This window comes from Spirillospora sp. CA-294931, from assembly GCF_050946795.1.
Classification (GTDB): domain Bacteria; phylum Actinomycetota; class Actinomycetes; order Streptosporangiales; family Streptosporangiaceae; genus Spirillospora.
Genome location: NZ_CP192006.1, coordinates 8,548,580 through 8,572,034, shown reverse-complemented (window position 1 = coordinate 8,572,034; position 23,455 = coordinate 8,548,580). Strand labels below are relative to the sequence as shown.

The window sequence follows — 23,455 nt, the reverse complement described above, 5'->3', positions numbered from 1 at the left end:
GGGCGTGCTGCTCTTGGAGGCATTGCTGACGGCCGGTGGGCCAGGTGGCCTTCCACCAGCCGGCACCGTGGACGCTCAGCTCGAGCAGTTGCTCCTCGCCTGCCTCCACCACGTAGGTGCCGCGGTTGATCCACCGCACCTGGACTTTCACCACGGACCCCGGCAGCGCCGGGACGCGGCCGCGAATGGCCCCGCCGGGACCAGGTTCATAACCCGCATGGTCAGATCACCTGGTCCAGGCACCGGCCGTGCTCGACTACGTGCCGCCCCAGCTCCTTGAAGCGGCCCGCAGCCGCTGCCAGCCCGGCCTCCAGCAGGTCGGCAGCCTGCGCCATGGCGCTCGCCGCCGCCCGGTCCTCATCAGGGCGAAGTGACCCGCCGCCGCCCTGATCGGCCTCGGTGAGACGCCGAATCGCCGACCAGGCCAGGTGCGCCCGCACGCTGATGACTTGCTCGACCATCGCCACCAGTTGCTCCCTGGGCGTGGCCTCCGGGTCGCGGAGGTCGCCCATGTCCAGCGGCGGTGGTGCCTTTGGCGTGCCGGGGCTGACGCCTATGGAGATGACCTCGGACGGGCGTTCGGCGGTGTTGTACTGGTCCCAGATGCGGAGGGAATCCGTCACATAGTCGGTGAAGCATTCGGCCGCCCCGCCGTAGATCGTGGACCGCATCCTGCATTCCTGCATGCGCTCCAGGTCGCCGGCTTGGCGTGCCTGGTTCTCCTGGGACGCGTTGTTCCTGGCGTTGTCGAGCAGCTGCTCGTGCATCTGGCGTACGGCCTCGCACATCTCCCAGAGCGCCTGGGTCTCACCCATGCGCGCCGGGACGACCAGCCGCCAGCGCATCAGATCCAACGCGTCCAAAGGCAGCGGGTCTGGGAGGGCGAGGGTCCACAGGTGTTCGATCGACACCTTGTCGAAAGCGGCCCACACCCGTTGCCGAACGTCCTTCTCGACCTTGGCCTGATCCAGCGCGTCCGAGACCGCCGTGCGCATGGCCTCGTCGTGGCGCGAGAGCGCCTCCTGGATCACCCGCGCCGCAGCCCAGGACCGTTCACCCTCGCCGGTGGCGTGGCCATCGCGCGGCTCTGGACCCTGCTCTTCGTTACTCAACTTCTCCTTCTTTCTCTGCTTGGTGGCTCCTCCTGAGGACCCCGCTTGCGCCCTGTCTGGCGTCTGCCGAGCGTCCTCGGAGCGGCGTTGCAACGGTGGGGAGTCAGGTCTCCGCCGATGGGTGCGCCGTGTCCGGGGTCAATACCGGCTGTGCCGTCTCGTGGGCCGCGAGGCTCTGGCCACCGATCTCGGCGGTGACCTCGCTGAGGACACCTTCATCCCCTTGGGCTCGCCAACGCTGCCCGTCCTCGTGTGAGCGGAGCCTGGCCAAGATCGGATGGGAACGGGGGCGGTCGTAGGCCCAGCCGGAGCTGTCCCAGCCCGGCGCGCCGATGTCAGGACGGTCCCTGCCCGCGACCTGAGCTATCCGGTCCGCGGTGAGGTCGCCCAGGTCGTGTAGCTCGTGGGGAGTGCCGTCGGGGTACTGGTCGAAGATCGCGTCGAACATCTCGTTGCGCCACAGCACCGCCTGGCCGTGCGCCGCGCTCCATCGCAACAGCCGGGCCTGGATCGTGCAGGAGTCGGTGCCGCTGTCCTCGACCAGGTCCGCGAGGTGCATCACCTTGTCGGCCCAGCGCCGCACCAACTTTGTGCTGTGGCTGCCCTTCCCGACCAGCCAGGACCCGGTAGTGCCGGTGAATGAGCCGGGGTGTCGGACCCACAGGACGCTGCAGGTGTCGTCGCCGTCCTCCAGATAGAGCACCTCGTCGACGGGAGCGGTGCCTGGGCCGGGACCCGCGGCTGAGTACGCCCACACCAGCGACGGGTCAGCCATCACCCTGGCGAGCAACTCGTCAGCCTGGATCTGGACCTTCGCGGTTGCACGGCTGAGCGTTCGAGAAGGCAGTTCACCAAATTCCCCGTTGTAGACCTTGGCGAAGCGGCCCGGATTGGCGTAGCCGTGTTGGGCCGCGATCTGCCTGACGCTGCCCGCCCCCATTTCCAGCGCCTCCCGTGCGGCGTGGAGACGGGCCGCGCGCAGGAGATCTTGCGGTGTGCGGCCGAGATGGCGGCGGCACAGCATCTGCAGCCATTTGAGGCTCAGCCCTGCGGCGTCCGCCATGTCATGGACGCTGGCCTCGGGGTCGGCGCGAGCGTCGAGCAGCCATTTCAGGGCGCGCAAGAGAGGCTCGGGCAATTGCGCTGGTTCTGGTCCGGGCTGCTGCGCCACGATGTTCGCCTCCTAGTCGAGGAACGTCCAGTGCTGCCAGGGAGGACGGGGCTGGCACCCCACCCAGGGCGGGTCCGCCCCGCGTCCACAGCCCAGAGGACGACTGCCTTGCCCCGAGGCTGCGGAGTTGCGCGGGATCTGGTGGTGACGTGGGGTCCGTTGCGTCTCCTTACTGGCGTCGGCGGTGAGCAGGAGGGGGCGGGGCGGCGGGGTGCCGTTCTGCGTGCCCCGCCCCCTCCTGGTGGCCGCTGCTGCGCCAGCAACGGGGGATCGCTGGCGGAGGCGGCCACGTGGGGTCCCACGGCCCGGGGCGTTCCCTCCCCGGCATGGCGCCCGGGGCCGTGGGGGTCTATGAGGTCGGGCGCCGGGCGGCGTCCCGGAAGCCCCGCCAGCGGGCCAGGGCAGCACGGAGAAGCGGGGGCCGGGCCGTGCCGGGCGCGGCGGGGCCGTCGTCTAGGGCCTGGGTCAGCAGCTCGTGCAGTGGACCGTCGATCGGAACGTGATCGGGGGTGTGGTTGTCGCGGATGCCCGCGCCTGATCCCGAGATGGACATCAGCTGCCTCCTGCCGGAAGAGAGCACGACGATCGGTGTGAGGTGCCCGGCCGCGGACCCTCAGTTGTCCACAAGGGTCCGCAGCCGGGCCTTCGGACGACCGCAGCGAGGGCCGTCCGGATCTCCCGAGGTGTGGCTTCCCCGGGAGGTGGGCGCGGCGGGTGATCCCACCACAGGCCCGTGCGCCCACGTTCATGAGGTCGATGGTCATCGGTACTTGTCCCTGAACTCCTGCGGCGACTGCCGCCACAGGAGGAGGAGGAACGCGTGCTCGACCGGAGAGGAGGAGCCGGCGATGGCCGCGACAAGCGGGCCGAGCAGTTCCTGAATGCGCGCGGCCGTTCGCTGTGGATCAGCGCATTGGCCGACCAGTTCCCCCGTGGATGATTTGTGCCATGGCTGGCTACCTGGGCCGAGCGCTTCGGGTGCCACCGTGATGGTGTCGCCGACGGAGGGGACGGAGGGGTGCCACACCCGCAGAACCGGAGGGTGATCATCCCGAAGGAGTCGGCTCTGCCAGCCTGCGGAGCTCATGGCCAAGGCGAGCTGTTCCAGGTCATCGACCGCGCGCATGTCGCACCGTCCCCCGTCCTGCGCGGATCTGCTCGTCCTGGCACTGGAGCTCCTCGGCCGCGCGGATCATGTCCACGCGGATTCGCTCCTTCATGCATTGCAGATGCAGATCGTCTGGGTCGTCGGCGTACACCGCTTCGACGCACCCAGCGCTGGCCATGAACGGCGTGATCTCGTATTTCGGAACCGCTCGCCAATTCCCGTCCATTCCAGTGACGGTGAATTGGTGGATCTCGGGGGGCGTGACCTGCCGCTCGTTCATCACGTGATGCTCGCCGCCGAGGCGGGGTTGTTGGTCTGAGCGCCAGCGTTCTCGAGGCGGGCCTGCTGTTCGAGTTCGGCTCGAAGAGCTTCGGAAGTTGGACTAGCCAGTTGGTGGCGCAGGCCACGGAGCGTCTCGGCATGCGTGAGCAAGCGCCGACGGGTCGCCCACCAGGTGGACCCGCCAGCGCTCTCGTGGTGCCAAGCCGACCACGCAGGGTGGTTGACACGGAGTTGGTGCAGCTCCTTGTCGGCGTCCATTAGCGAGCCTCCTTTCTGAATGAGTGGGCAGGTCACAGCCAAGCGGGTGCTCGGCAGGGCTGGGCAGGGGTGAAGCGAGCGGGTTCACGTGCTGACTTCACACGGGGTGTGAAGGGATTGCGTGCGCGGCCTCCCGTGCGGCTTCACCTGCTCTTACACTGCGAGTGTTGGGCGGGTGATGGGAGAGTCATGGGCGCCGAGCCGAACCTCCTCCTCGACGCGCTCCTGGACGAGGCCGGGATCTCCCACGCAGGGCTGGCCAGCCGCGTGAACCTGCGCGGCACGAGCCGCTACGACCACGCCTCGGTTCGTCGCTGGATCTGCGACAGCGCCGTCCCGCGCGGCGAGGTCCCCAACCTGATCTGCGCGGTGCTGTCGGAACGGCTCGGGCGAGCCCTGACTCTCTCCGACATCGGCATGGCCCGGGGCGAGGACGACCTGTCCGATATGCCGCTGCCTGCGGCGCTTGACCGGGCCGCTGCTCTGTGGCGCGGCGATCACAAGGGTTCGGAGTTCGTCGCGGGCACCCGGCTGCTGCGGGGGAGCGCGGCCACGGGGCCGGCGTTCGCTTGGGAGAATCCGCCTGAAGACCTTGATGTGTCCCATCGCGGGCAGCGCGCAGTCGGCCGGACCGAGGTCGACCAGCTTCGCCAGGCCCGCGCGCGCTACGAGCTGATGTACCGGCGGGTCGGCGGCCAGCCCGTCCGGCCCCGCGTCGTCGCGTTCCTGAACCACCACGCCGCTCCGCTCCTACGCGGGACCTATAGCGACGAGGTTGGCCGCGAGCTCTTCCGGGCAGTCGGCGGCCTCGTCGCACTATCGGGCATCTCGGCGTACGACTCCGACCTGCAACCGCTGGCACAGCGCTACCTGGTGCACGCGCTGCGGATGGCCAAGGCTTCCGGCCACCGTGAATTCGGCGGCTACGTCGTGGCACTCCTAGCCAACCAGGCCATGTACCAGGGCAACCACCGGCTCGTCCTGCAGTACGCCCAGACCGCGCTGAGGGGCGCCCAGGGCCACCTCTCGCCAGCTCTCGTCGTCGACCTCAACACGTTGCAGGCCAAGGCATACGCCCGTCTTGGAGACCCGCGCTCCTGCCACCGGCACATGACCGAAGCTGAGCGGATCACCATCCGCCCCGAGAATGAACCACCCGAGACCGGCTACGTCCAACCCGGCCTCGTCGCGACACAGGCCGCAGATATCCTGCGCCGCCTAGGCGATTTGACGGCGGCGCAGACCTACGCAGAGGAGTCCGTGCGAGCCTCTGATGGGACGCACCTGCGCGGCAAGGCGCACCGGCTCGCCACGCTCGCCCAGGTCATCGGCCAGCGCGGCGACGCAGAACACGCGGCCGCCGTCGGCCACCAGGTCCTGGACATCACCGAAGGCATGGAGTCAGGCCGCCTCGACGACCGCGTGCGGGACCTGGCCCAAGATCTACGTGGACAGGGCACCGCCGCGGCACGGGAGTTCCGCGAGCGCGCCGCAGACCAGCTCCGAGCTCCCCGGTAGCGTGACGGCGAAACGACCGCCGACCACCAGGGGGATGCCCGCATGCGCTGGACGGTCCACTCCGAGACGCCGCTCTACACCGACCAGTGGCTGGACATCCGTGTCGCCGACGTGGAGATCACCGGCGGCCGCCACCTTCAACACCGGTTGATCCGGACCGAGCAGGGCGCTGGCGCGGTCGTGGTCGACGAGCAGCAGCGGGTGCTGCTGGAGTGGCGGCACCGGTTCATCACCGACGCGTGGGGGTGGGAGATCCCGATCGGCGGGATCAAACCCGGCGAGGGCCCGGCGGTCGCTGCGGCCCGCGAGGTCGAGGAGGAGACCGGGTGGCGGCCCGGGCCGATGCGGCCGCTCACCGTTGTCCACCCGTCCCCAGGGATCAGCGACAGCACCCACACGATCTTCCTGGCCAACGGCGCGACCCACGTGGGAGAGCCTGCCGAGGACTGGGAGGCCGAGCGGATCGAATGGGTGCCGTTGGGCAAGATCGTGGACTTGATCGGCGAGGGCGCGGTCAGCAGCGGGACCAGCATGGCCGCGCTGCTGTACGCGTGGGCGAAACTGCGCCAGGGGTGAGCCTGCGGCGCCAGGACGCGCGGGGCGCCCTGGCGCCGCAGGACTCAGGGTGGGAGGGGACGGTAGCGGCCGACGGCCCCAGCAGCACCATCGGCCACCCGCACGGCCGTCCTCTCCGTGGCACAGGGCGCGGCGGCCTCCCGGGGCCGGGGCATTTGGTTCCGAAGAGACCGCCGCGCGTGTGGGGCGTGCGTGCGGGGTCGCACGCCCTCGTTCTCAGGCCCTTGCGCCGGGCGTGAACACCGCCCACACCACTGGGCGAGGGCCGGTTCGGACGCCCCAGGACTCGCTCAGGGCGTCGACCACATGAAGGCCACGCCCGCAGGTCGCGCCCTCTGGGGCGGCGTTCGGGAGGGGAGTCGTCTCGCTGCCATCGTCGCTGACTTCGACCCGTACGGCGGGCCCGTCGAGCAGGCGGATCGCGACTCGGACATGACCGCTGTCGCTGCCGCTGAGTGAGTGGCGGATGGCGTTGGACATCAGTTCGGTGAGGGCGAGCGTGACGTCGTAGACGAGGTCCGGCCATCCGGACAGGCGAGAGGCGAGCTTTGTGCGGGCCAATGCTCGAATCTCCGGGACCAGCTCCGTGCGACCCTCGAACTCGTGGATGAGCAGGTCGTGCTCATCCAGCTCTGATGCGACCGGCTGCGAGACCATGACCATCACTCTCCGATGAGACGGAGCAACAGTATGCATCTGTATCATACAAGATCACAATGATTGAAATACTAGAACTGTGTTAGATGCAAGAAGCTCGGACGTCCGTGGGCGCTGCTGCCAAAATGGGGGCATGGCAACCCTGCGGCACCGCCGCCGACTCGGCCGTGAGCTCGAGATGATCCGCAAGGGCTTGGGGCTGAGCCAGCGGGACGTCGCCGCCGAGCTCGGCTGGAGCCAGCCCACCGTCGGACGTATCGAAGCTGCCCGCACCAAGGACGTCGAGGACGCCGTACGGCAACTCCTGGACCTCTACCGGGTCAGCGACGACGACCGCGAACGGCTCCTGCAGCTCGCGCTCGGCAGCCCCGCCGCCGGATGGTGGACCGCCTACAACGACGTCTTCCCGAGCAGCTACGCGGCCCTGGAGGACGGGGCCAGCGGTATCCAGACCTGGCAGGACGCCGTGGTGCCTGGGCTGCTCCAAAACGAGGCATACGCCCGCGCGCTGCTCACTGGCGGCACCGCTCGCGGTGCACCCCGAGATTCCATCGAACGCCGAGTGCAGGCCCGGATGCTGCGCCGTACCCTCCTGGCCCGCGAGCACCCTCCGCACCTGTGGGCGGTCCTCGACGAATCGGTGCTACGCCGACAGATCGGCGGGCCCGACGTCATGCGCAGCCAGCTTGAGCACCTGGAGCAGATCGCGCGCCAGCCGCACGTAGATCTGCGGATCATGCCGTTCGAGGCGGGTGCACATCCCGGCCTCGATGGCCGTTTCGTGATCCTCTCGTTCGAGGATGAGGATCCCGACGTCCCCTACATCGAAAGCGCGGGCGGCGCGGTCTACCTGGAGGCCCCGGGAGAGGTCGAGCGCATTACGGTGACCTGGTGCTGCGTGAGGGACGCAGCCCTGTCCGTGGAGCGAAGCCTGGACCTGTTGTCCCGGCTGGTAAAGGAAGCGTGATGATCACCGATCTGACCAACGCCGCATGGCGCAAGAGCAACCGCAGTAGCGCCAGCGGAGAGGACTGCGTCGAGGTCGCAGCCATGCCTGGCGTCGTCGCCGTTCGGGACTCCAAAGACCCAGGCCCTGCGCTGATTTTCGGGCGCGAGGCATGGGAGCTGTTCGCCCGCGACATCCGGGCAGGCGCCTACACGGTCTGATCGCCGCAACTGATCGGGGCTGCTCCCTGGACTGCGAGACCGAGGAGCAGCCCCAAGCCCGGCACCTGGCTTTGAGCCGGCCAGGACGCCTGAAGTATCCACTGTGGAGTTGTCGGCCAGCGGCGGCCGCTGCAGCAGAGGGGCACCGATGTCGGGTCTCTGACGGCCACCGCTGGCTCGTGTTGGAGACCGTAGGCGGCGCCACTTGCCCGTCGCTTACTGACTGTGCACCTGTCACTTTCCAGTCAATCCCTGCCTGGTGACCGAACGTGCAGAGCGTGGGAGATCCCCAGCTACATCGGCAGTGAGCGCCCATCTGACTGGCCAAAAACGGTCACAGAACGCGACCTGACCAGCGAATCTGACTATTTGAAATAGGGATCGCGCCAGTCGTCTTGCGCGGCATGCCCGAAACGGCGTTACGGTGCCCATTTGCCAGGGGAGGAGACATTGATGGACGAGGCGCAGGTGCCTGAGCTGGAGGTCACTCTCCTGAAGGGGATAAGTGTGTCCAGCCGGGACCAGCTCATCAAACTTCCCCAACAGCAAGGCCACCTCGTCTTCGCGATGCTCGCAGACGCGCCGGGCACGCATCTCGTACGTGACCACCAGCTCCTGGATCGACTCTGGGACGGTGACACCAGCAAACGCGGCTCGCTGCGCACAGCGGTGTCCCGCATGCGGCTCCCGCTCGGTGACGACCGCATCATCCGGTCCAAGGACCCGGCCGGCTACCAGTTCCGGATCTGGGAGGGCGAACGCGTCGATCTGTGGGTCTGGTGGGAGATGCTGACCGCCTGCTCACGCCTCTCCACCATCGACCCCCGCGCGGCCGCGCTCGCGCTCCCGGCCCCCTTGGCCATGTGCTCCCTGGGCGCGCTGGAAGAACTGCCCGACACGCTGGCCATGCGGGCCCTGCGCGACGGCATCGTCACCGACTACCTGCAAGGCGCGAGCCAACTCGCCGAGCTGCAGCTCGCACTGGGCGATCACCGGGCGACCATCGCCTGGCTCCCCGACCTGGTCCGTGACCACACCGGCTGGGAACACCTGCGCGCCCTGCTGATGACTGCGCTGTACCGCGAACAGCGCGTCGCTGAAGCCCTGGCCCTCTACGACGACCTCGCCGCGTTCCTGGGGCACCAGCCAGGACCAGAGGTGAGCCAGATCCGCGCCAAGATCCTCGACGATTCCGACACGTCCCTGCTCGAGGTGGTGCCCCCGCCGGTCCTACCAGCAGACCAAGCCGTGGCGGCCTCCGGCGGAGGAACAGGGACCTCGCTCGGGCGCATCAGCAGCCACCACCACAGCATGGACACCGGGCCCGACGCCTACACCACCGCGGCCGACCGGGCCGCGATCGTCGTCGTCCGCACGATCGTTCCCCACATCGTGGTGATGTCGGAGGAGGCCAGCCTGTTCGCCGAGCACGCGGCCCGCAAGGCCGCCGAGCGCGGCATCGGCAAGATCCTCGTCCTGGCCGAACCGCTGCCCCACACGCTGCACAGCGTCGCACGCCGCGTCAGCCCCGGCGGAACCCGCGTGGTGTACACCCACTACGACCAGGCCCTGGTCAAACACGCCAGCCGACTGCATCAGCACGACCCGCACGTCGACTGCGTCCACGCCACCATGGCACAGCCCGAGAAGCTCATGCAGGTGCCCGAGGTCCGCGAGATCCTGCAACTCGATCGCCCTCTCGCCGAGCGCGCCCCGACCTTGATGATCGACACCTACAACCTCAACCTCATCCCCATCGCACGCGACGTGAAGAGCCTGTACCAGTTGGTCATCGACGAGCTCGCGCCGGGATCGATCGTCGCGATGTCGATCAACATCCGCGATGACATGTCGCCCGTGGTCCGGCGGCAGCTCACCGCATTCTTTGCCCAGGACGACCTGGCGAAGATGCCGGTGGTGTCGCGCAGCCGCGCCGAGTTCGAGGCACTCATCCCTGATGGCCTGGAGATCCAGCCCCCCGGAATCACCGACGTCTACCGGCTGCTCGCCGCGAACCTGCCCCCGGACCGGCAGGTCGAACGCCGGGACCCCTGGCTCTACTACGGCGTCCTGACCATCAAGCGTTGACACACCGCCGGGGTGTGACAAATCCTTGACCTGCAGCAGAGGGCCCAGGTCTGAGACGACGAGGAACACCGTGGCTCACACACCGCAATCCCCCCTGACCGGCTGCCCTCGATTCCCCGCCCCACGCCAGGACATCCCCCCTGCGGGGACCAGTTTCCCGCCTGGACATGACCCGCTGAGGCTCGCCCCCGAGTACGAGGGGCTCGCCACCGTCACCCAGGTGCAGATGCCCTCGGAGGTCGCCTACCTGGTCAAGGGGCACGCTGAGGTCCGCCGCATCCTGCAGAACGAGGCCACCTTCCGCCGCGCGGGCGCTGACGGCATCGACCACTTCCCCTCGACCGCAGCCACCGTCGCCGCGATGGACGGCGACGAGCTGCGCCGTATGCGCGGCCTTCTTGGCAACGCCTTCGCCCCCGCCCGAATGGCGCGCGTCCGCCGGGCAGTGGAGGCCCTCACCGACCAACTGGTCCGCGACATGTTCGCCGACGGCACGGCCGACGCGGTTGAGATGCTCGCACTTCCTCTGACGCTCCAGGTCATCGGAGAGATCATGGGCATCCCTCCGGCCGACCGTCTCCGCTTCGCCGGGTGGGGCGACCGGTACCTGTCCATCCACCCTGACACCAGCGACGCCGACAGCCGCAGCGCTGTCGAGGAGATGGTCGCCTACATGGGCGAACACATCGCCGACCGGCTCGCCCACCCTGACAGGCCCAGCGACGTCCTTGGGGCCATCGCCGTCAACGGAGCGGCCCTCATCGCAGCCGAGCCCGGCGACGCTCACGACCTCCAAGTGCGGATCGCCCTGTTCGCTGCCACCCTCGTCGTCGCCGGGTGGGAAACGACCGCTGCGATCCTGTCGAGCTCGCTCCTGCGCCTCCTCACCGCACACAACGCCGACGGCCAACTGCTCTATCAGGAACTCGTCGACCACCCCACGCGCATCGCGACGGCGGTGGAGGAGATGCTACGCACCATCCCGGTGTCCATGCTCGACAGCACCCTGCCGCGCCGTGCCGTCAGCGACACCGAACTGGCCGGCGTGCGAATCCCCGCTGGAAGCCTCGTACTCCCGGGAACTGATCTCGGAAACCGCGACCCCGACGCCTTTCCCGAGCCCAACCGCATCGACTTCCAGCGGCGGGGGGCCAACCGCCACCTAGCGTTTGGCGCCGGCCCCCACTTCTGCCTCGGCGCTCCGCTGGCCAGGCTGGAACTGAACGTCGCCCTGGAGACCCTGGTGCGGCTGGTGCCTGACCTGGAGCTCGGCCAACCCCCCGAAACGGTACTGTTCAGCGCCGCCACCACCATCCGCCGCCCAAAGAGCCTGCTGATCAGGCGTCCGTCGCCCTAGCCCGTCTCTCTCTGCGGTCGCTGGCAGGCTGATGCTTCTCGCTCGTTCAGCCACCAGCGATCTCGCGGTGGGCCGCCCGGACGATGTCGCCTGCCTCGCGGATCGCGGCGTTACGGATGTTCGGGTCTTGGCTGTCGATCGCTCGCTCTGCGGCATGGAGACGGGCCGCGGCGTGGGGGAAGCGCTCGATCTCGATGACGGCGGCCCATTCCCGGTAGAACATGTGGATCGGGGTGCCGCTGTCCTCCTCGCCCGCACGGACGAAGGCACCTTGCATCTTCTCGAAGAACTCCGGAAGGCGTTGAGGGGCCACGGCCGCCACTGCGTCACGCAGGGCGGTGAACGTCCGCTCGGGCCTGGAGATGAGCGGGCCGTCCTGGCTCATCGGAGCCTCGCCCGCCTCGGCTTCTGCTCGCGGTCCATGCCGTGAGACTACTGGCCCATCGCGTACACGGGCAGCCCGCACGAGGAACCGTCCGCGACCCGCGCGTGGCGCGAGCGGGAAGCGCACACCCGCACGGCGTTGCTCCTGGGGGTTGAAGAGGCTTGGGCATGGACCGCCCCCCGGGGGCGCAGAAGTTCGGGCGCCACCAGGGGCCGCCGGTGAGGGCGGCCCCTGGTGGGACGTGTGGGACTCAGTCCCAGATCACGTCCACGTGGTGGTGGTGTGCCCAGGTGGCGACCTCCTGGAGTTCGGCCAGCCGCCCGGCCATGTAGCCGGGCGGGCGGCCCCAGTCGGTCCACCGGCCGTCGGTGACGGTCGGCTTGCCGCGCTCGTCGTCGGTGGCGACGTCGAGCAGGGCCTGGGTGAGGAGGATCCTTCCGAGGAGATCCTCGGCCGGAGCCTCGCCCCACGCCTCGACGGGAAGTCCCAGGAGTTTCATCAGGTCAGCGGCGTTGCCGTTGGCCATGTTGAGCTCCGGGCCGCCGAGGGTGGTGGTGAAGGTGATGGACATGGGGTGCCTCCCTTGTTGGTGGAAGCGGTGGCCCCGGCGCTCGCGCCGGTCCGGGGAGGCCCCGATGTCCGCCCCTCGGGGGCGGTCCACTATTGAGTTGTTTCGATACTCAGTATCGTAATAGTTCCCAGGTGCATGCGCAACCCTTTTTCGATACTCTATTTCGCATGGATGGCTCAGCCCGCATCGACGAACTACTCGACCAGGCCGACGACGCCCACACCGCCGCCCGCGCCGCCGAAGAGCAGGCCAGAGAAGCGCTCTTCGACGCCTGCGCCGAAGCGGTCAAGGCCGGCCAGAGCCCCGAACACATCGCCACCCGGCTCAAGAGCCGCAAGACCCCCGAACAGCTCGAACTCGGCTACGGCTTCACCGCCGCCTACATCCGCAGAAAGGTCCGCGAACGCGGAGTCGCCGGATTGCCCACCGGCCCCAAGCCCCGCAAGGAACGGACCTGACCGTGCACCGGGCCGTGCGAGGGCACGCGGCATCCAGGCAATCGCCGATCTCTTATGGGCCTGCGGGAGTACGGTGCTGCGATGAGCGTCGCGGATGTTGTCCAGGCCGCCTCGGGAGCGATGGCGATCCCTATCGCAGTCGCCGCGTGGGTGGCCTCGCACAGGTCCGCAAACAGAGCTGAGGAGTCGGCGACGGCGGCCCGGACGGTCGCCGAGATTGAGGTCCAAAGGGAGCACCGCGCGTTGCTCCCGCAGGTCGACCTCGCCTGGGATCGATCCGCCGGCACGACCAGTTGGCGCCTGGTCGTGCGCCTCACGGGTCCAGACGCCCTCTGCCATCTCGACGCGTTCTTAGTGAGCATCCGCGACGACGGGCAAGAACGCTCACCGAGCGCTGGGAGCACCGCTACTCCAGAGGAGATCGAGCGACAGGTCTGGGGCCCGTACCAGTTCAAGCCAGGTGCTGGCGGAGCTGACGACCTGGGACGCAGCAGCCTTCCTCGCAGGCTAGAGGTGGGAGACACCTGGACTTGGTTCGTCCAGAAGACCTCTGCGCCACGATGGGCCGACGCAGCCGCCTGGGAACAAACCTACGCGTCCTCTCCGGTGCGTCTGGACCTGCGCTGCGAGCGCGATGGCTTCCAACCTTGGGTCCTGCGGAGAGAGCTGCCACAGCCCCCCGGCCGCGCCTGAATTGGATCCCAGAGATCTCGCAAGGCGGGAGTCACTCAACGGCAGGAAACCTCAGTCGGTCGACTGCTGCTCTGCGAGTGCGCTCCGGCCTGCGGTCATACCTCGCCGTGGTCGCTGGCGACGCATGACCAGCCAGGGCCTGGGCCGTGGCGAGGTCAGCGCCTAGGTCGAGGAGGTCTCCGATGAAGGTTCGGCGGAAATCGTGCGGCGTGAGGCGGGGAAGTCCAGCCTGGCGGTGTCGCGCCTTGATGCGCTTGCCGATCGCTCCGGCCGAGATGCCTTGATCGTAGATCCGCCCCCAGCGGTCGATGCGCAGAAGGAGAGGCCCGGCCTTGCAGTCGGAGATAGCGAGCCATCGGCCAAGGAACTCGGCCGCAGCCTCCTGGACATAGACGTGGCGCTGCTTGCCGCCCTTCCCCGTAAGGAGCAGCGACCGGTCGCCGGGGTCGTAGTCCTCGACCTGTACGGCCGCCACCTCAAAGCAGCGCCCGCCGGTCGAGTACAGCAGAGCGATGAGCGCGGCGTCGCGGGCGCCGGTAGGCCGCGGGTCCTCGGCGCAGACGCGCAGCAGCGCCGCGAGCTCGGTGTTGGCGACCGAGCGGCCGACAGCGACGTGACTCCCTGGGATAGGGGCGAGTTGGACGGCGCGGTGGTAGTCCTCCGCGCTCATCAGCTCGAGCCGCCAGGCGTAGTCCAGAACCTTGCGGAGAGCCGCGAGGTGTTTGCGGGCGTAGGCCGGGGACCACCCCTGCTCTAGGACGAGCGCGCGGATCGCCGTGGTGTGGCCGAACCGCAGCTCGTGCCAGGGCAGCAGCTCGCCGGGAATCTGGCCATGACCAGCCTGGGCCGTGAGGAGCGCTGCGATGCGGTCGAGGCAGCTGATCAGGGCGCGGCGGGAGCTGGGGTTGGTGAGCGCTCGCCGGTAGACCAGGTATGGATTTCGGTCAGGTGGGAGCGGCGTGCCCGGCATGGCGAGCGCTATGCCGAGCCCGGCCGCCGCGACCAGCTCCCGTTGATCAAGTCGTGAGAACTGCTGTTCTCGGGGTTCAGCCGCGGCGGCCGGAAGAGCGGGGTGGTCGGTCACGGCCGCGCCGTCCAGCGGACTCGTCTGCCGGAACCGCCACACCGTGAACAGCGCCCCCAACGGCGGGAGTCGCTGCCCGCGTTACGGCCGGAGCCATCGCAGGTCCGGCAACCGGAGAATGGCCACAGCCGCACCGACAGCCGCCATTTGACGAAGAACACCACGCCGATGCACGCGGCCAGCAGGTGTCCGCTCACCGTCGTCTCCGCTGCTTCGTCCGGCCGCGAGCCTGCGCTTTCACACGGCGTTGGGGTGCGGACGCCTTCGCGGTGAGGCCGGCGGCCGCCAGGGTGAGCAGCACGGTCAGGAGCAGGAAGAACGTGCCGATCAAGGTGAAGGAGAACTGCAGGAACAGAGCGAGCGCTGTGGCGCCGGTGGCCGCCGCCGCGCCCCCGGCCGCCCGGGCACGCTGCCAGTCGCTCAGCGTGCGGCCGTGGCGCCGCACGCTGACCGCCTTCCCTTGAGCGGATGTTCGCGTGTGGCGGCGAACCTTCACAGTTCGTGTTGAGAACCCCCAATTGGTTGGCGGTTTTGCTGACCTATTTGAATTGGACTTGATTGGTGTCTGGCGTGGCTGCCTTTTGGGAACCGACATTCTTTTCCTCGTTGTTCTCGTGGCTGAATGGGCCCATCTACCGGGTGTGATCAAGTAGAGGGGGCGGTCTGCTGGGGTAGAGGGGGCGGTAGACCCCTGTGACCTGGTAAGTAGGCCCGGTAGAGGGGGCCCTCGGGCGGCGGCTCTCACGGCGCTACACCCCCGCCCTGGCGTGTTCGGGGTGCCGCTCGTACTTCTCGGCGGCCGCCATAAGGTCGCTCTTGTGCCAGCCGTTTCGGTTCTGACCTTTGATCTTCACTTGCTTGGTGGTTCGCCGAACTCCCGCCCGGTCGAGTTCCTCGGCAAGCCGGTCAGGGTCCCAGTCCCCGTAACTGTCGGCATCGAAATTGACAAGACGGTTCAGCAGTTCAGTGCTGTGCATCTTGTCGACGCTGCGCATCAGGTTCAGCGCGTCGGACAGGATCTGCGGGATGGTCTCCAGAACAGCCGCCGTAAGCGCGTCGTTGGCCGCGTCGCCGGTCAGCGTTCCGGCGGCGGCCCGCAATGCCCGGCCGCGCTTGCAGACCTCCAAGAACGCAGGCAAATTCAGGTAGTCGTGCTTGACGATCAGGTGCTTGTCTGCGCCCAGAGACAGAACCACCACCCCGAGATGGTCTTCAGCCAGAATTGAGGCGTCCGCGCCCTGGACGGCCCGGCCCTTGCCCAGGACCATGTCCGAGCTGGCGCGGTCGACGACCTGGGTGCAGGCCCGGATGGTGACGATGTCGCGCAGCCGCGTCGGGACGCTCTCAGCATCGGGCCGCTGGGACGCGAAATTACAGATGAACCCCGCTGCCGGGCCACGGCGGGCAATACGGCACAGCCGGTCGATCAGCCGGTCCCGGCGCTTCGGGTCGGAGATCGCGGTAAGGAACTCCTGCAGCTCGTCGATCGTGACCATCGTGATCCGCAGCCCGTACCGGCGGCAGATCTCCGGGGTCAGTTTGGCGTCGGGCTGCGCCATCATCGGGATCTTGCGCAGCGTGGCGTACGCCGCCTCCATGTCAGCGATGACCTCGTCGAGCATCGCCTCCAGGGCGCGGATGTCCTCTTCCTCGGCTCCGGCGATGTAGCGGTGGGCGACCAGCCCGATCGGGCGCCAGTCGGAGCCGCCCTTGCCATCGGCCAGGTAATGCCGAACCGTTGGGTCCAGGACGCCGGCGGCGACGGGGAGGCGCTGCCCGGCGGTCTTTCCGCGCCGCATCAGCCCGCCGTAGAAGGCCGACTGCCACAGGAACTGAACCTCGACTGGCGCGCCGCGCGCGTCCCGGCCGATGGGCACGGGCCGCCAGATGTCGAAGCTGTCGGCGTCCTGCAGAGGAGAGGTGTTGGGGTCACCGAGGTAGGGGTCGTCATCGCACACCCAGATCGACAGCCGCCCGGCGTGCCCGCCGCGGGCTTTGCGGACGCGGCGGATGTCGAGCTGGATCTCGTCCAGGCCGAGCTCGGCGGCGAGCACGTCGCGTTTGGCCAGGACGTCCTTGGCGGATTTGCCGCCGCCGCGCGGCAGGTCGACCACAGCCGACCAGGAGTTCATGGTGTCGCGCATGGGGGGCTGCACCAGCCAGAGCCGAGGTGGGTCATCGTCGGTGTCGCGGCCCTTGAGGAGCCCGGCGGCCCTGAACGCGCTGTTGAGGTGCTCGGCGGACAGGTCGAGCTCGATGGGTAGGTCGGCGGTGTCCAGCAGCTTGTGCTCTTCCTCAGGCCCGCCCCACCAGGCTGCGGCCGAGAGCAGCACCAGCAGCTCGGCCTTCAAGGCCCACGGGATGACGAGCGCCTGGACGAGCCCAACGACGCCGGTCGCGAGGGCGGCGGCGGCTACGGCGACGCCGCGGACCCTGACGTACTCGTTGCGGATGTGGGTGAGGGCGACGTAGTCCTTGGTGTCGCCGGACTCGATGGCCTGCAGGCGTAGGGGCCTTGCCTGCCAATCGAACACCCACGCCAAGATCGCCCGTCCGGCTCTGAACCCCCCTACCACACCCCGGAAGGGGACCCGCAGGATGTACCTGGGGGTGCGGACGGCGTGGAACGCCAGCATGTGCCGGGCCCACCGGCGGCGCCAGTCCAGATAGGCGTGGACGCCATCCCAAGTGGTGGCCCACGGCGGCAGGATCGCGGGCAGTTCGCGGTCCTCGACCCACACGATGTCGCTGAGGGCATCGCCCGATGCGAGGTCGAGCTCGGTCGCTCCGGCCTGTTCGTCCACGTCCTCGAAGTCGGGCACCACGACGGTGCCCGTGGTGCCCTTCTCCGGGGTCGCGGCCAACAGAGGTCTCCAGACGAGGTGGCGAGGTGAACTGCGTGATCAGGCTGTGTTGGCACCAGCGGGCGTGGACGCCGACGGATCTGGCGGGTTGCTGGCGAGGTACGCGCGGATGTTCTTGGCGGTCGATGCCGACACGGGGGCGCCGATTTCTTCGCTGATGGCGGCGGCGAACTCGTCACCGGTCGGCGTGCGTTCTAGGTCGGCCGTCTGGCGTTCGAGGATGGGGCCCGCGACCACTGCCCACTCCTGCATCGATCGGCGCTGCTTGAATGGGCGCTTCCTGTCGCCAGGTCGATCCGGTCGTGGTGATGCTGCGCTGGGAGCGCCCAGTTCGGCGCCCGGCGCCGGGACGTGGACGTTTGCGTCGACCTCGGCTGCTGTCGCGTCCTGCCCGGCATCGGCAGATACCTGCAGGTGCCTGGAGAGTGCCGAGGAGCTAGCGCCAGGAGCGTTCTTGGCGATGCTCGTCCTGGCGGAGCTGCTGGTACCGGGGTGAGCGGTCTGGTGCTGTCCGCTCTTGGCGGCAGGGCCCGGCCGCAGCGAGCCCCGAGCTTGGCGGATCTCCCGGACTCGACCGATGAGGCTCACGGTGGTCGGCGACGACTCCTCACCTTGTGGCGCCAGGTCGACAGGACGCAGACGTCCTCCAGGCTCACGCATCCGTATGGCGACAACCCCGGGGGCGCTGTTGGCGCCAGAGCAGATGGCGGTACGTCCTGCTCGCGCCGCCGGGGGAGCAGGGGTCCAGGGGGCGGGCGGGTTCAGGTCGGCGAGGCCGCCTGTGTGGACCATCGCGCCGAGCTCGACCATGAGTGCCTCCTGCAACGTCTGGCTGCGCGCGTAGTCGGTGTGCTCAAGAACCTCGGCCATGGCCCGGTCCAGCCGCCTGGCTGCGAGGCGTCGCCGCCATTTCAGGACCCTGCGGCGGCGGTATGTGCGGAGCCGTATTGCCGCCCCGACGAGTCGGGTGATGCGCCGGTGCTCGTCGACCTGCCCTGGAGTGCGTTCGGTCGGCTCTGCCAAGCCGAACCGGACGGCGACGCGCTCAAGGCTGATCCGCCAGTGGATCCGGTTGTTATCCCGGCGCTCGCGGCGGTGTCGGCGCTGCTCCAGTGCCATGTTCCGCTTCCAGTTCCACGCGGCGACGGGAGGAGCTGTCAGGCGGATGAGGATGACGACGAGGTTGGGGTCGGTTGCGGTCGCCTCGTGCGCGACCGACAGCAGCACGGAGAGACCGGTGAACACCCACATGGCGATGCCGTCGACGCCCGCCGAGAAGGGAGGTTCCTGCATGGCCCGTTTGGCGCGCCGAGCGGACTGGACCACCGCGATCTCGAGAAACGCGAAGGTGGCGATGCGCAAGGGCACCGCGACTCCCATGGTGCCGAACGATTCCCACATCCCCTCAGCGCTCACCACGGTGGCGATCGCCGCCGCCGCGAGGTCGCCTCGACTCGTGCGGTTGCGGCTGGCGGGTGGGCGCTTTCGGCGCGCACGCCGCCACCCGGTCCAGTAGGCGGCGACCAGCAGCGTCGCGGTCGCCAGCCCCAGCGCGCTGTAGGGGGCCCAGTTGGGAACACCGTCGGTGATCGTGAACATGATCGGTCCCTGGGGTGCGAAGGGTACGGGCTGGCTGTTAGGGCGGGTCGTGAAGAGGCGGGGCGAGCTCTACGCGGTTGCGTGCCTGGGAGGTGCAGCCGGGGCATTCCTCGGCTCCAGCTTCACCGCCAGCTGTAGCGAGACGTTCACACTGAGCGATATGAGCCTGGTCGGTCGGTGATATAAGGCGAGCAGCTCCGGCACTGAGAACCTCTCAGGGAACACTAGGATTGGGTGCAGATGCACCCTAACTCGGGTGTGGGAGCACCTCAAGCCGGTAGGGGTAAGGAGAGAGAGGCTTTGAATCACCCAGGGGCACCTGCGAAAATCCGGCTCGTGCCAAGCCAGCCGCAGTCCGGACGCCGCCAGCGAGCGGTCAACTTCAGCGACGACGACTGGGAGCCTGGCAGAGCCGCCGCAGAACAGGTGGGCGACAACCGCAACAACGTCATAGAGAGGCTCTACGCCTGGTGGCTGCGTCGTCCCGGCGCTGAATTGCCCGAACGGCCTCCCCAAGAGGTCATCGACCAGGCCGACGCGGCTTGGGAGGCTCTCAAGACCGAGATCGCGGCCGAAGCTTTGAAGCTGCCCTGCACCGTGTGCGACGTGGCGGCGGGCCCCTGCCTGATGGGCAAGGGCAAGGGCAAGCGACCCAGCAAGGGCTTCCACCGCCCTCGATTTACCGCTGCCACCGCCATTGTCAAGGAGCGGTACGGCGACACCAGCGACGACTAGGTCCGCGGACCACCAGCGCTACGTGACCGAGCTTGTCCACGGCCACCAGCCTGGCCCGGTACACCGTGGCCGAGGGCCAAGGAGCCGGTGCTGCGTCAACGTGCAGGTGTGCGGGGGAGGCTGGTTACCAGCCGGCCTGTTCCGCTTCTCGCAGCAGCGACGCCGCGAGCATCACGGCCACAACCGCGTTCGGCGCGGTGCTGTGGGCTCGGCAGGTCTGGTGAACGGTCGTGTGCCGGTTGAACTGGGTCGGCATGGGCTCCCCGGGATCGTTGAGCGACGGGAACTGATAGCTCAAGAGCGCTGCACGCAGCGGCGCCAGCGCGCACGTCGAGCGGAGAGCGTCGAGAGCTGTCTCGTCATCCGGGACGTCGAGCAGGTCCGGGAACCGTCCAAACCTCATCCGCTTCAAGGGTTCGCTCAGGAAGGGGGCTCCTCGCGCCACCATCTGATGCAGGAGTGTGTCCACGACCGTGGTCGCTCCGGCCTGAGCGGAGAAGTGCTTTCCGATGCTCAGGCAGCTGGCGGCCTCCGCCGCGAACTCCGCAAGCTCGGCAAGATTTCGATCTGTCACTTCGACGAGGACGCCCGCACAGTCGTCGGCGATCTCCTTGGAGCGCTCGGCGAGGATCATGCGACGTGCGCCCTCGTCTGGCGCGTTGATGAGCTCCTCGACGAGGTCGAGGCGGGGCGTCCAGGCGAGAGGAATCCCCTCGGTCGTTACTACCTCGAAGGCGGCGTCGAGGTCTTCCAAAGGCAGGCTGTGCCAGTTCGCGGGGAAGTGGTTGCGAAGGGCTTCTGTCGCCAGCTCGCTGAAGTTGCCCAGACTGGCCAGGAGCTTCTCCTGGAGAGGGCCGGCCAGGGCCTGCAACGAGACCTGTAGCCCTTCGAACGCGTCAATCCGTGGGGCGTTAAGGCGGAAGGCGTCGTTGATCGACGCCCTGAGAGGCGCCAAGAGATCCTGCGTCATCGCCGAGAAGTCGATCAGGGGATGGATGGTGAGACCGGAGGGCCCGCCGACCCCCGGCTTCGGCTCGTTGCTGTTCTCTCCGCCCTCGTTCGGCTGCTGATCATCGTCGGCGGCGTCCATATCCACATATGGTCGCCGACACCGACGACTGCCGCCACCGACTTACTCGGCCGCCGTGCGCATCAGGTTGTCGTGCCGAGGCGGTGTTGTGCCCATGCGGTGGCGCCGACGCTGGCGCGTGCCTGGTACGGGCGCAGGTTCGGGACGTGTGACGGGGCCGGGTAGCGGCTCATGCGGGTCCAGTATCCGGCGAACGCGACGGCATAGCTGGTCAGGGTCTCGGCCTCGACGTCGGGGTTGATGGAGCGGAGGACGAGCTGCTCGGCGGCTGCGGGGGCGTGACCGGCCAGGATCAGGTGGGGGATCAGGTCGACGACATCGAGCCAGGCGGCGCCGCGCACGGGTTGAGCCCAGTCGACGAGGTAGATCCGGCATGGGGTGGCAAGCGTGTTGTGGCTGTTGATGTCGCCGTGCACGAGGGTGTCGCCGTCGGCGTGAGCGAGCCAGCCGGTTTCGAGGTCGGCGAGCTGGTCCAGATGGTCGCGGGCCCAGTCGTCCAGGTCGGCCGGGGGCGTGGCGGCGAGTTCGCGCCAGCCGTGAACGAAGTCGAGGTCTCGCGACGCTGTGGGCGCGTCAAAAGGGGCCGGGGTCAGTGCTGCGGCGAGGGACGCGACTGTGTCGATCACTCGTGGGATGTCGGCGGACTCGGGCGCGAGATCGACGTGGCGGCCGTCGACGTCGTCGAGGGCGAGCACGACCCATCCGGCGATCTGGTCGGCCCACTTCAATCGGGGGGCTGGCGCTGTGACCGGGAGCGCGGCGGTGACGTGGGCTTCGGTGCGGTACTTGTCGGCCAGGGGGTGGTCGGCCGGGATGCCTTTGACGAAGACGCGGGCGTCGTCGGCCAGGCGGAGCCTGGCGGCCAGGCCAGGGGTGAATCCGCCGGTCTGGATCTGGACGTTGATGATCGGACCAAGCCGTCGGGTGAGGCCCGCGCGCAGCGGCGCGGGGAGCTCGTCCCAGCGCGGGCGCACGGCGGTGCCAGAGGTCATGAGAACGAAGTCTTCCGTAGGCGGCCTCAGCGATGGTGGTGAGGCAGCGCGGGCAGGCGCCTGATCTTGGCGAGAGTCAGGTTCGGGCGGCTTGCAGGGTCTCGTGGAACTCGCGGACCTTGGGCTGGCGCGGCCAGGCCCGGGTGAGCGTGTGGTCCAGTTGCTCCAGATCGAGCAGCGCGTGCCGGGAGCCGGCGCGGCGGGTCTCGGTGAGGGAACCGATCCCGGCGATCGCCGCGGCGTCGGGGGCTTGGTCGGCGGCGTGTGCGGCGCCGAGCCGCGCCAGATGTATCGCGCGGTCGCGGTGGTGGGTGCCGGGCAGGCCGGTGAGGCGGGCTTGCAGGATGGTGACGGCGCGGCCGGGGACTCCGGCGTTCATGTAGCAGGTGGCGCGCTGGAGCTCGGCGAAGTCGGCTGTGTAGAAGCGCAGGTAGGGCGGGTCCTCTGGGCGGGTCCCGATGGCGAGGAGCTCGTCGGCCTTGTCCAGGAGGGCATGGGCGATGGTGCCGGTCATCGCTTGGGCGCGGGCCTGGTAGAGGCGGGCGGCGGCGCGCAGCGCGGGCGGGGTTGTCCACTTGGTCTGCCAGGCGGCCTGGGCGAGGTCGCTGGCGCGGTCCGGGTCGTCCTGGTCGAGCGCGACGGTGGCGCGGCGCAGCATCATGTAGCTCGCCATCGAGGTGTCGCCAGCCTCCAGCGCCCAGGTCGCGGCGTGGTCGGCCCAGCGCCAGCAGGAGGCCAGGTCGCCGATCTCCCGGTAGAGCCAGGAGACGTGCTCGGCGTACTCGGACTGGACCTGGCGCAGTTGGCGGCGCACCGCCGAGGGTGCGGCGTCACGTGCGGTCGACAGCTCGTCCAGGGCCTGGACGAGGGAGGTGATGTGCGCGGAGGGGGCGAGCAGGTGGTGCCCGGTCTGGTGCGCGGTCAGGAGTTGCCGGAACGATGCGACGTCGGGCACGTTGTCGGAGGCCGCTGCGGCCGCCGTTGGCAGAACGGTGTCGGGGAGCAACGCGGCCAGGCCGCCGGCGGCCAGCAGCTCGGCGAACTGGCGGCGACTCAGCCTCACGATGATGCTCCCTTCACCAAGGGCTGCCCGGAGCGCCACGATCGGCTCGTCGCCGCCTTCGATGTTTCCAGCGTAATCGGCGCCGTCCAGGCGCGAAAGGATCTCGGTGATGGCCTGATAGGGGACAGCGGTGGCGGCGGGGCCACCGTCGCGGCGGGGGCCAAGCAATAGGTCGTCGACCAGACATCGGTACAGGACGGCGAGGCGGACCAGGTCCTCATAGGACGGAGCCCGCCCGGACGAAGCCGTGGTGTCGGCGCCGGGGCCCGGCCAGCATTCCCAATAGGAGATCACCTTCTGCGTTTTGGGGATGGGGCTGGGCCACCGCTGGTTGTACCGGTCGGCGACCTGGCTCTGGGTGAGGCCGTGCGCGTGACGGAACGCCACCCGCGGGTTGAGGTCGAGCTGCTCGATGAGCGCGGCCGCGATCTGTTCGACCGAGGCCCCTTGCCGCATCAGGTGCAGGCGAAGACGCCCGATTCGACGAGTCAGGCTGGCATCGTCCATCGCGCGGGCGTTCCTCCTCACAGCAGGCACGACTTTCCGGCACCGTACTCCGCCCACTCGCGGCAGAACACCCCGTTTGGAGGGGTGTGACTCCGTGGGGCGGCACCCCGCTGTGCGGGG

Annotated in this window: 23 protein-coding genes; 8 read left to right on the top strand and 15 right to left on the bottom strand. The window is 68.8% G+C overall.

Features of this window, described 5'->3' with window-relative positions; genetic code table 11:
* Positions 1–221 precede the first annotated feature (221 nt).
* From ACQPY4_RS38910 to ACQPY4_RS38890, 5 genes are all read right to left on the bottom strand, one after another.
* A complete protein-coding gene (locus tag ACQPY4_RS38910; RefSeq protein WP_433329891.1) occupies positions 222–1,112 on the bottom strand; it encodes a hypothetical protein in 891 nt (296 codons plus the stop codon).
* A gap of 103 nt (positions 1,113–1,215) precedes the next feature.
* Positions 1,216–2,283, bottom strand: coding sequence for a helix-turn-helix transcriptional regulator (locus ACQPY4_RS38905; RefSeq protein WP_433329889.1), 1,068 nt, complete (start codon positions 2,281–2,283; stop codon positions 1,216–1,218).
* A gap of 349 nt (positions 2,284–2,632) precedes the next feature.
* Positions 2,633–2,836: a hypothetical protein gene (locus ACQPY4_RS38900; RefSeq protein ID WP_433329887.1), complete on the bottom strand. Its 204-nt coding sequence runs from the start codon at positions 2,834–2,836 to the stop codon at positions 2,633–2,635.
* Between the two features lie 207 nt (positions 2,837–3,043).
* A complete protein-coding gene (locus ACQPY4_RS38895; protein WP_433329885.1) occupies positions 3,044–3,409 on the bottom strand; it encodes a hypothetical protein in 366 nt (121 codons plus the stop codon).
* Complete coding sequence (locus ACQPY4_RS38890) at positions 3,393–3,671, bottom strand: hypothetical protein (protein ID WP_433329883.1); 279 nt, start codon at positions 3,669–3,671, stop codon at positions 3,393–3,395. Before ACQPY4_RS38890 ends, ACQPY4_RS38895 begins: the two co-directional genes overlap by 17 nt.
* Positions 3,672–4,120: 449 nt before the next feature.
* On the opposite strand from ACQPY4_RS38890, the gene ACQPY4_RS38885 reads away from it, so the two are divergent.
* Together ACQPY4_RS38885 and ACQPY4_RS38880 are read left to right on the top strand one after the other, a co-directional pair.
* Positions 4,121–5,449 (top strand): transcriptional regulator, encoded by a 1,329-nt coding sequence (locus ACQPY4_RS38885; protein WP_433329881.1) that lies wholly within the window; start codon positions 4,121–4,123, stop codon positions 5,447–5,449.
* 42 nt (positions 5,450–5,491) lie between these two features.
* Positions 5,492–6,025 carry an NUDIX hydrolase gene (locus ACQPY4_RS38880; protein WP_433329879.1) on the top strand — a complete coding sequence of 178 codons (534 nt, stop codon included), beginning with the start codon at positions 5,492–5,494 and terminating at the stop codon, positions 6,023–6,025.
* A gap of 216 nt (positions 6,026–6,241) precedes the next feature.
* Here the strand turns inward: ACQPY4_RS38880 and ACQPY4_RS38875 are convergent, their stop codons facing one another.
* Positions 6,242–6,688: an ATP-binding protein gene (locus ACQPY4_RS38875; protein ID WP_433339212.1), complete on the bottom strand. Its 447-nt coding sequence runs from the start codon at positions 6,686–6,688 to the stop codon at positions 6,242–6,244.
* A 127-nt stretch (positions 6,689–6,815) separates the two neighbouring features.
* Between ACQPY4_RS38875 and ACQPY4_RS38870 the strand changes: the two genes are divergently transcribed.
* From ACQPY4_RS38870 to ACQPY4_RS38855, 4 genes are all read left to right on the top strand, one after another.
* A complete protein-coding gene (locus ACQPY4_RS38870) occupies positions 6,816–7,649 on the top strand; it encodes a helix-turn-helix domain-containing protein (RefSeq protein WP_433329877.1) in 834 nt (277 codons plus the stop codon).
* Positions 7,649–7,849, top strand: a complete 201-nt coding sequence (locus ACQPY4_RS38865) for a DUF397 domain-containing protein (protein WP_433329875.1) — start codon at positions 7,649–7,651, stop codon at positions 7,847–7,849. The genes ACQPY4_RS38870 and ACQPY4_RS38865 overlap by 1 nt, the downstream gene beginning before the upstream one ends.
* 453 nt (positions 7,850–8,302) lie before the next feature.
* Positions 8,303–9,937, top strand: coding sequence for an SAM-dependent methyltransferase (locus ACQPY4_RS38860; RefSeq protein ID WP_433329873.1), 1,635 nt, complete (start codon positions 8,303–8,305; stop codon positions 9,935–9,937).
* Between the two features lie 226 nt (positions 9,938–10,163).
* Positions 10,164–11,294, top strand: coding sequence for a cytochrome P450 (locus ACQPY4_RS38855; protein ID WP_433339210.1), 1,131 nt, complete (start codon positions 10,164–10,166; stop codon positions 11,292–11,294).
* 46 nt (positions 11,295–11,340) lie between these two features.
* On the opposite strand, the gene ACQPY4_RS38850 is transcribed toward ACQPY4_RS38855, so the two are convergent.
* Together ACQPY4_RS38850 and ACQPY4_RS38845 are read right to left on the bottom strand one after the other, a co-directional pair.
* Positions 11,341–11,679 carry a hypothetical protein gene (locus ACQPY4_RS38850; protein WP_433329871.1) on the bottom strand — a complete coding sequence of 113 codons (339 nt, stop codon included), beginning with the start codon at positions 11,677–11,679 and terminating at the stop codon, positions 11,341–11,343.
* 250 nt (positions 11,680–11,929) lie between these two features.
* Positions 11,930–12,250: a hypothetical protein gene (locus tag ACQPY4_RS38845; protein WP_433329869.1), complete on the bottom strand. Its 321-nt coding sequence runs from the start codon at positions 12,248–12,250 to the stop codon at positions 11,930–11,932.
* 167 nt (positions 12,251–12,417) lie between these two features.
* Here ACQPY4_RS38845 and ACQPY4_RS38840 point away from each other — a divergent pair, with 167 nt between their 5' ends.
* Positions 12,418–12,708 carry a hypothetical protein gene (locus ACQPY4_RS38840; protein ID WP_433329867.1) on the top strand — a complete coding sequence of 97 codons (291 nt, stop codon included), beginning with the start codon at positions 12,418–12,420 and terminating at the stop codon, positions 12,706–12,708.
* Positions 12,709–13,432: 724 nt separating this feature from the next.
* Here the strand turns inward: ACQPY4_RS38840 and ACQPY4_RS38835 are convergent.
* The 4 genes from ACQPY4_RS38835 to ACQPY4_RS38820 all read right to left on the bottom strand — a co-directional run bounded on the left by ACQPY4_RS38835 (position 13,433) and on the right by ACQPY4_RS38820 (position 18,948).
* Positions 13,433–14,545: a tyrosine-type recombinase/integrase gene (locus tag ACQPY4_RS38835; protein ID WP_433329865.1), complete on the bottom strand. Its 1,113-nt coding sequence runs from the start codon at positions 14,543–14,545 to the stop codon at positions 13,433–13,435.
* 133 nt (positions 14,546–14,678) lie between these two features.
* On the bottom strand, positions 14,679–14,930 hold the full coding sequence (locus ACQPY4_RS38830; RefSeq protein WP_433329863.1) for a hypothetical protein: 252 nt from the start codon (positions 14,928–14,930) through the stop codon (positions 14,679–14,681).
* A gap of 304 nt (positions 14,931–15,234) precedes the next feature.
* Positions 15,235–17,349 (bottom strand): hypothetical protein, encoded by a 2,115-nt coding sequence (locus ACQPY4_RS38825; RefSeq protein ID WP_433329861.1) that lies wholly within the window; start codon positions 17,347–17,349, stop codon positions 15,235–15,237.
* Positions 17,350–17,388: 39 nt separating this feature from the next.
* On the bottom strand, positions 17,389–18,948 hold the full coding sequence (locus tag ACQPY4_RS38820) for a hypothetical protein (RefSeq protein WP_433329859.1): 1,560 nt from the start codon (positions 18,946–18,948) through the stop codon (positions 17,389–17,391).
* 336 nt (positions 18,949–19,284) lie between these two features.
* Between ACQPY4_RS38820 and ACQPY4_RS38815 the strand changes: the two genes are divergently transcribed.
* Positions 19,285–19,683 carry a hypothetical protein gene (locus ACQPY4_RS38815; protein WP_433329857.1) on the top strand — a complete coding sequence of 133 codons (399 nt, stop codon included), beginning with the start codon at positions 19,285–19,287 and terminating at the stop codon, positions 19,681–19,683.
* Positions 19,684–19,807: 124 nt separating this feature from the next.
* Here the strand turns inward: ACQPY4_RS38815 and ACQPY4_RS38810 are convergent, their stop codons facing one another.
* From ACQPY4_RS38810 to ACQPY4_RS38800, 3 genes are all read right to left on the bottom strand, one after another.
* Entirely contained in the window at positions 19,808–20,773 is a 966-nt protein-coding gene (locus ACQPY4_RS38810; RefSeq protein WP_433329855.1) for a hypothetical protein, read from the bottom strand.
* Between the two features lie 62 nt (positions 20,774–20,835).
* A complete protein-coding gene (locus ACQPY4_RS38805) occupies positions 20,836–21,765 on the bottom strand; it encodes a phosphotransferase family protein (protein ID WP_433329853.1) in 930 nt (309 codons plus the stop codon).
* A 76-nt stretch (positions 21,766–21,841) separates the two neighbouring features.
* The gene (locus tag ACQPY4_RS38800; RefSeq protein WP_433329851.1) at positions 21,842–23,335 is read right to left on the bottom strand and encodes a hypothetical protein; all 1,494 of its coding nucleotides are present in this window, start codon (positions 23,333–23,335) and stop codon (positions 21,842–21,844) included.
* Positions 23,336–23,455 lie beyond the last annotated feature (120 nt).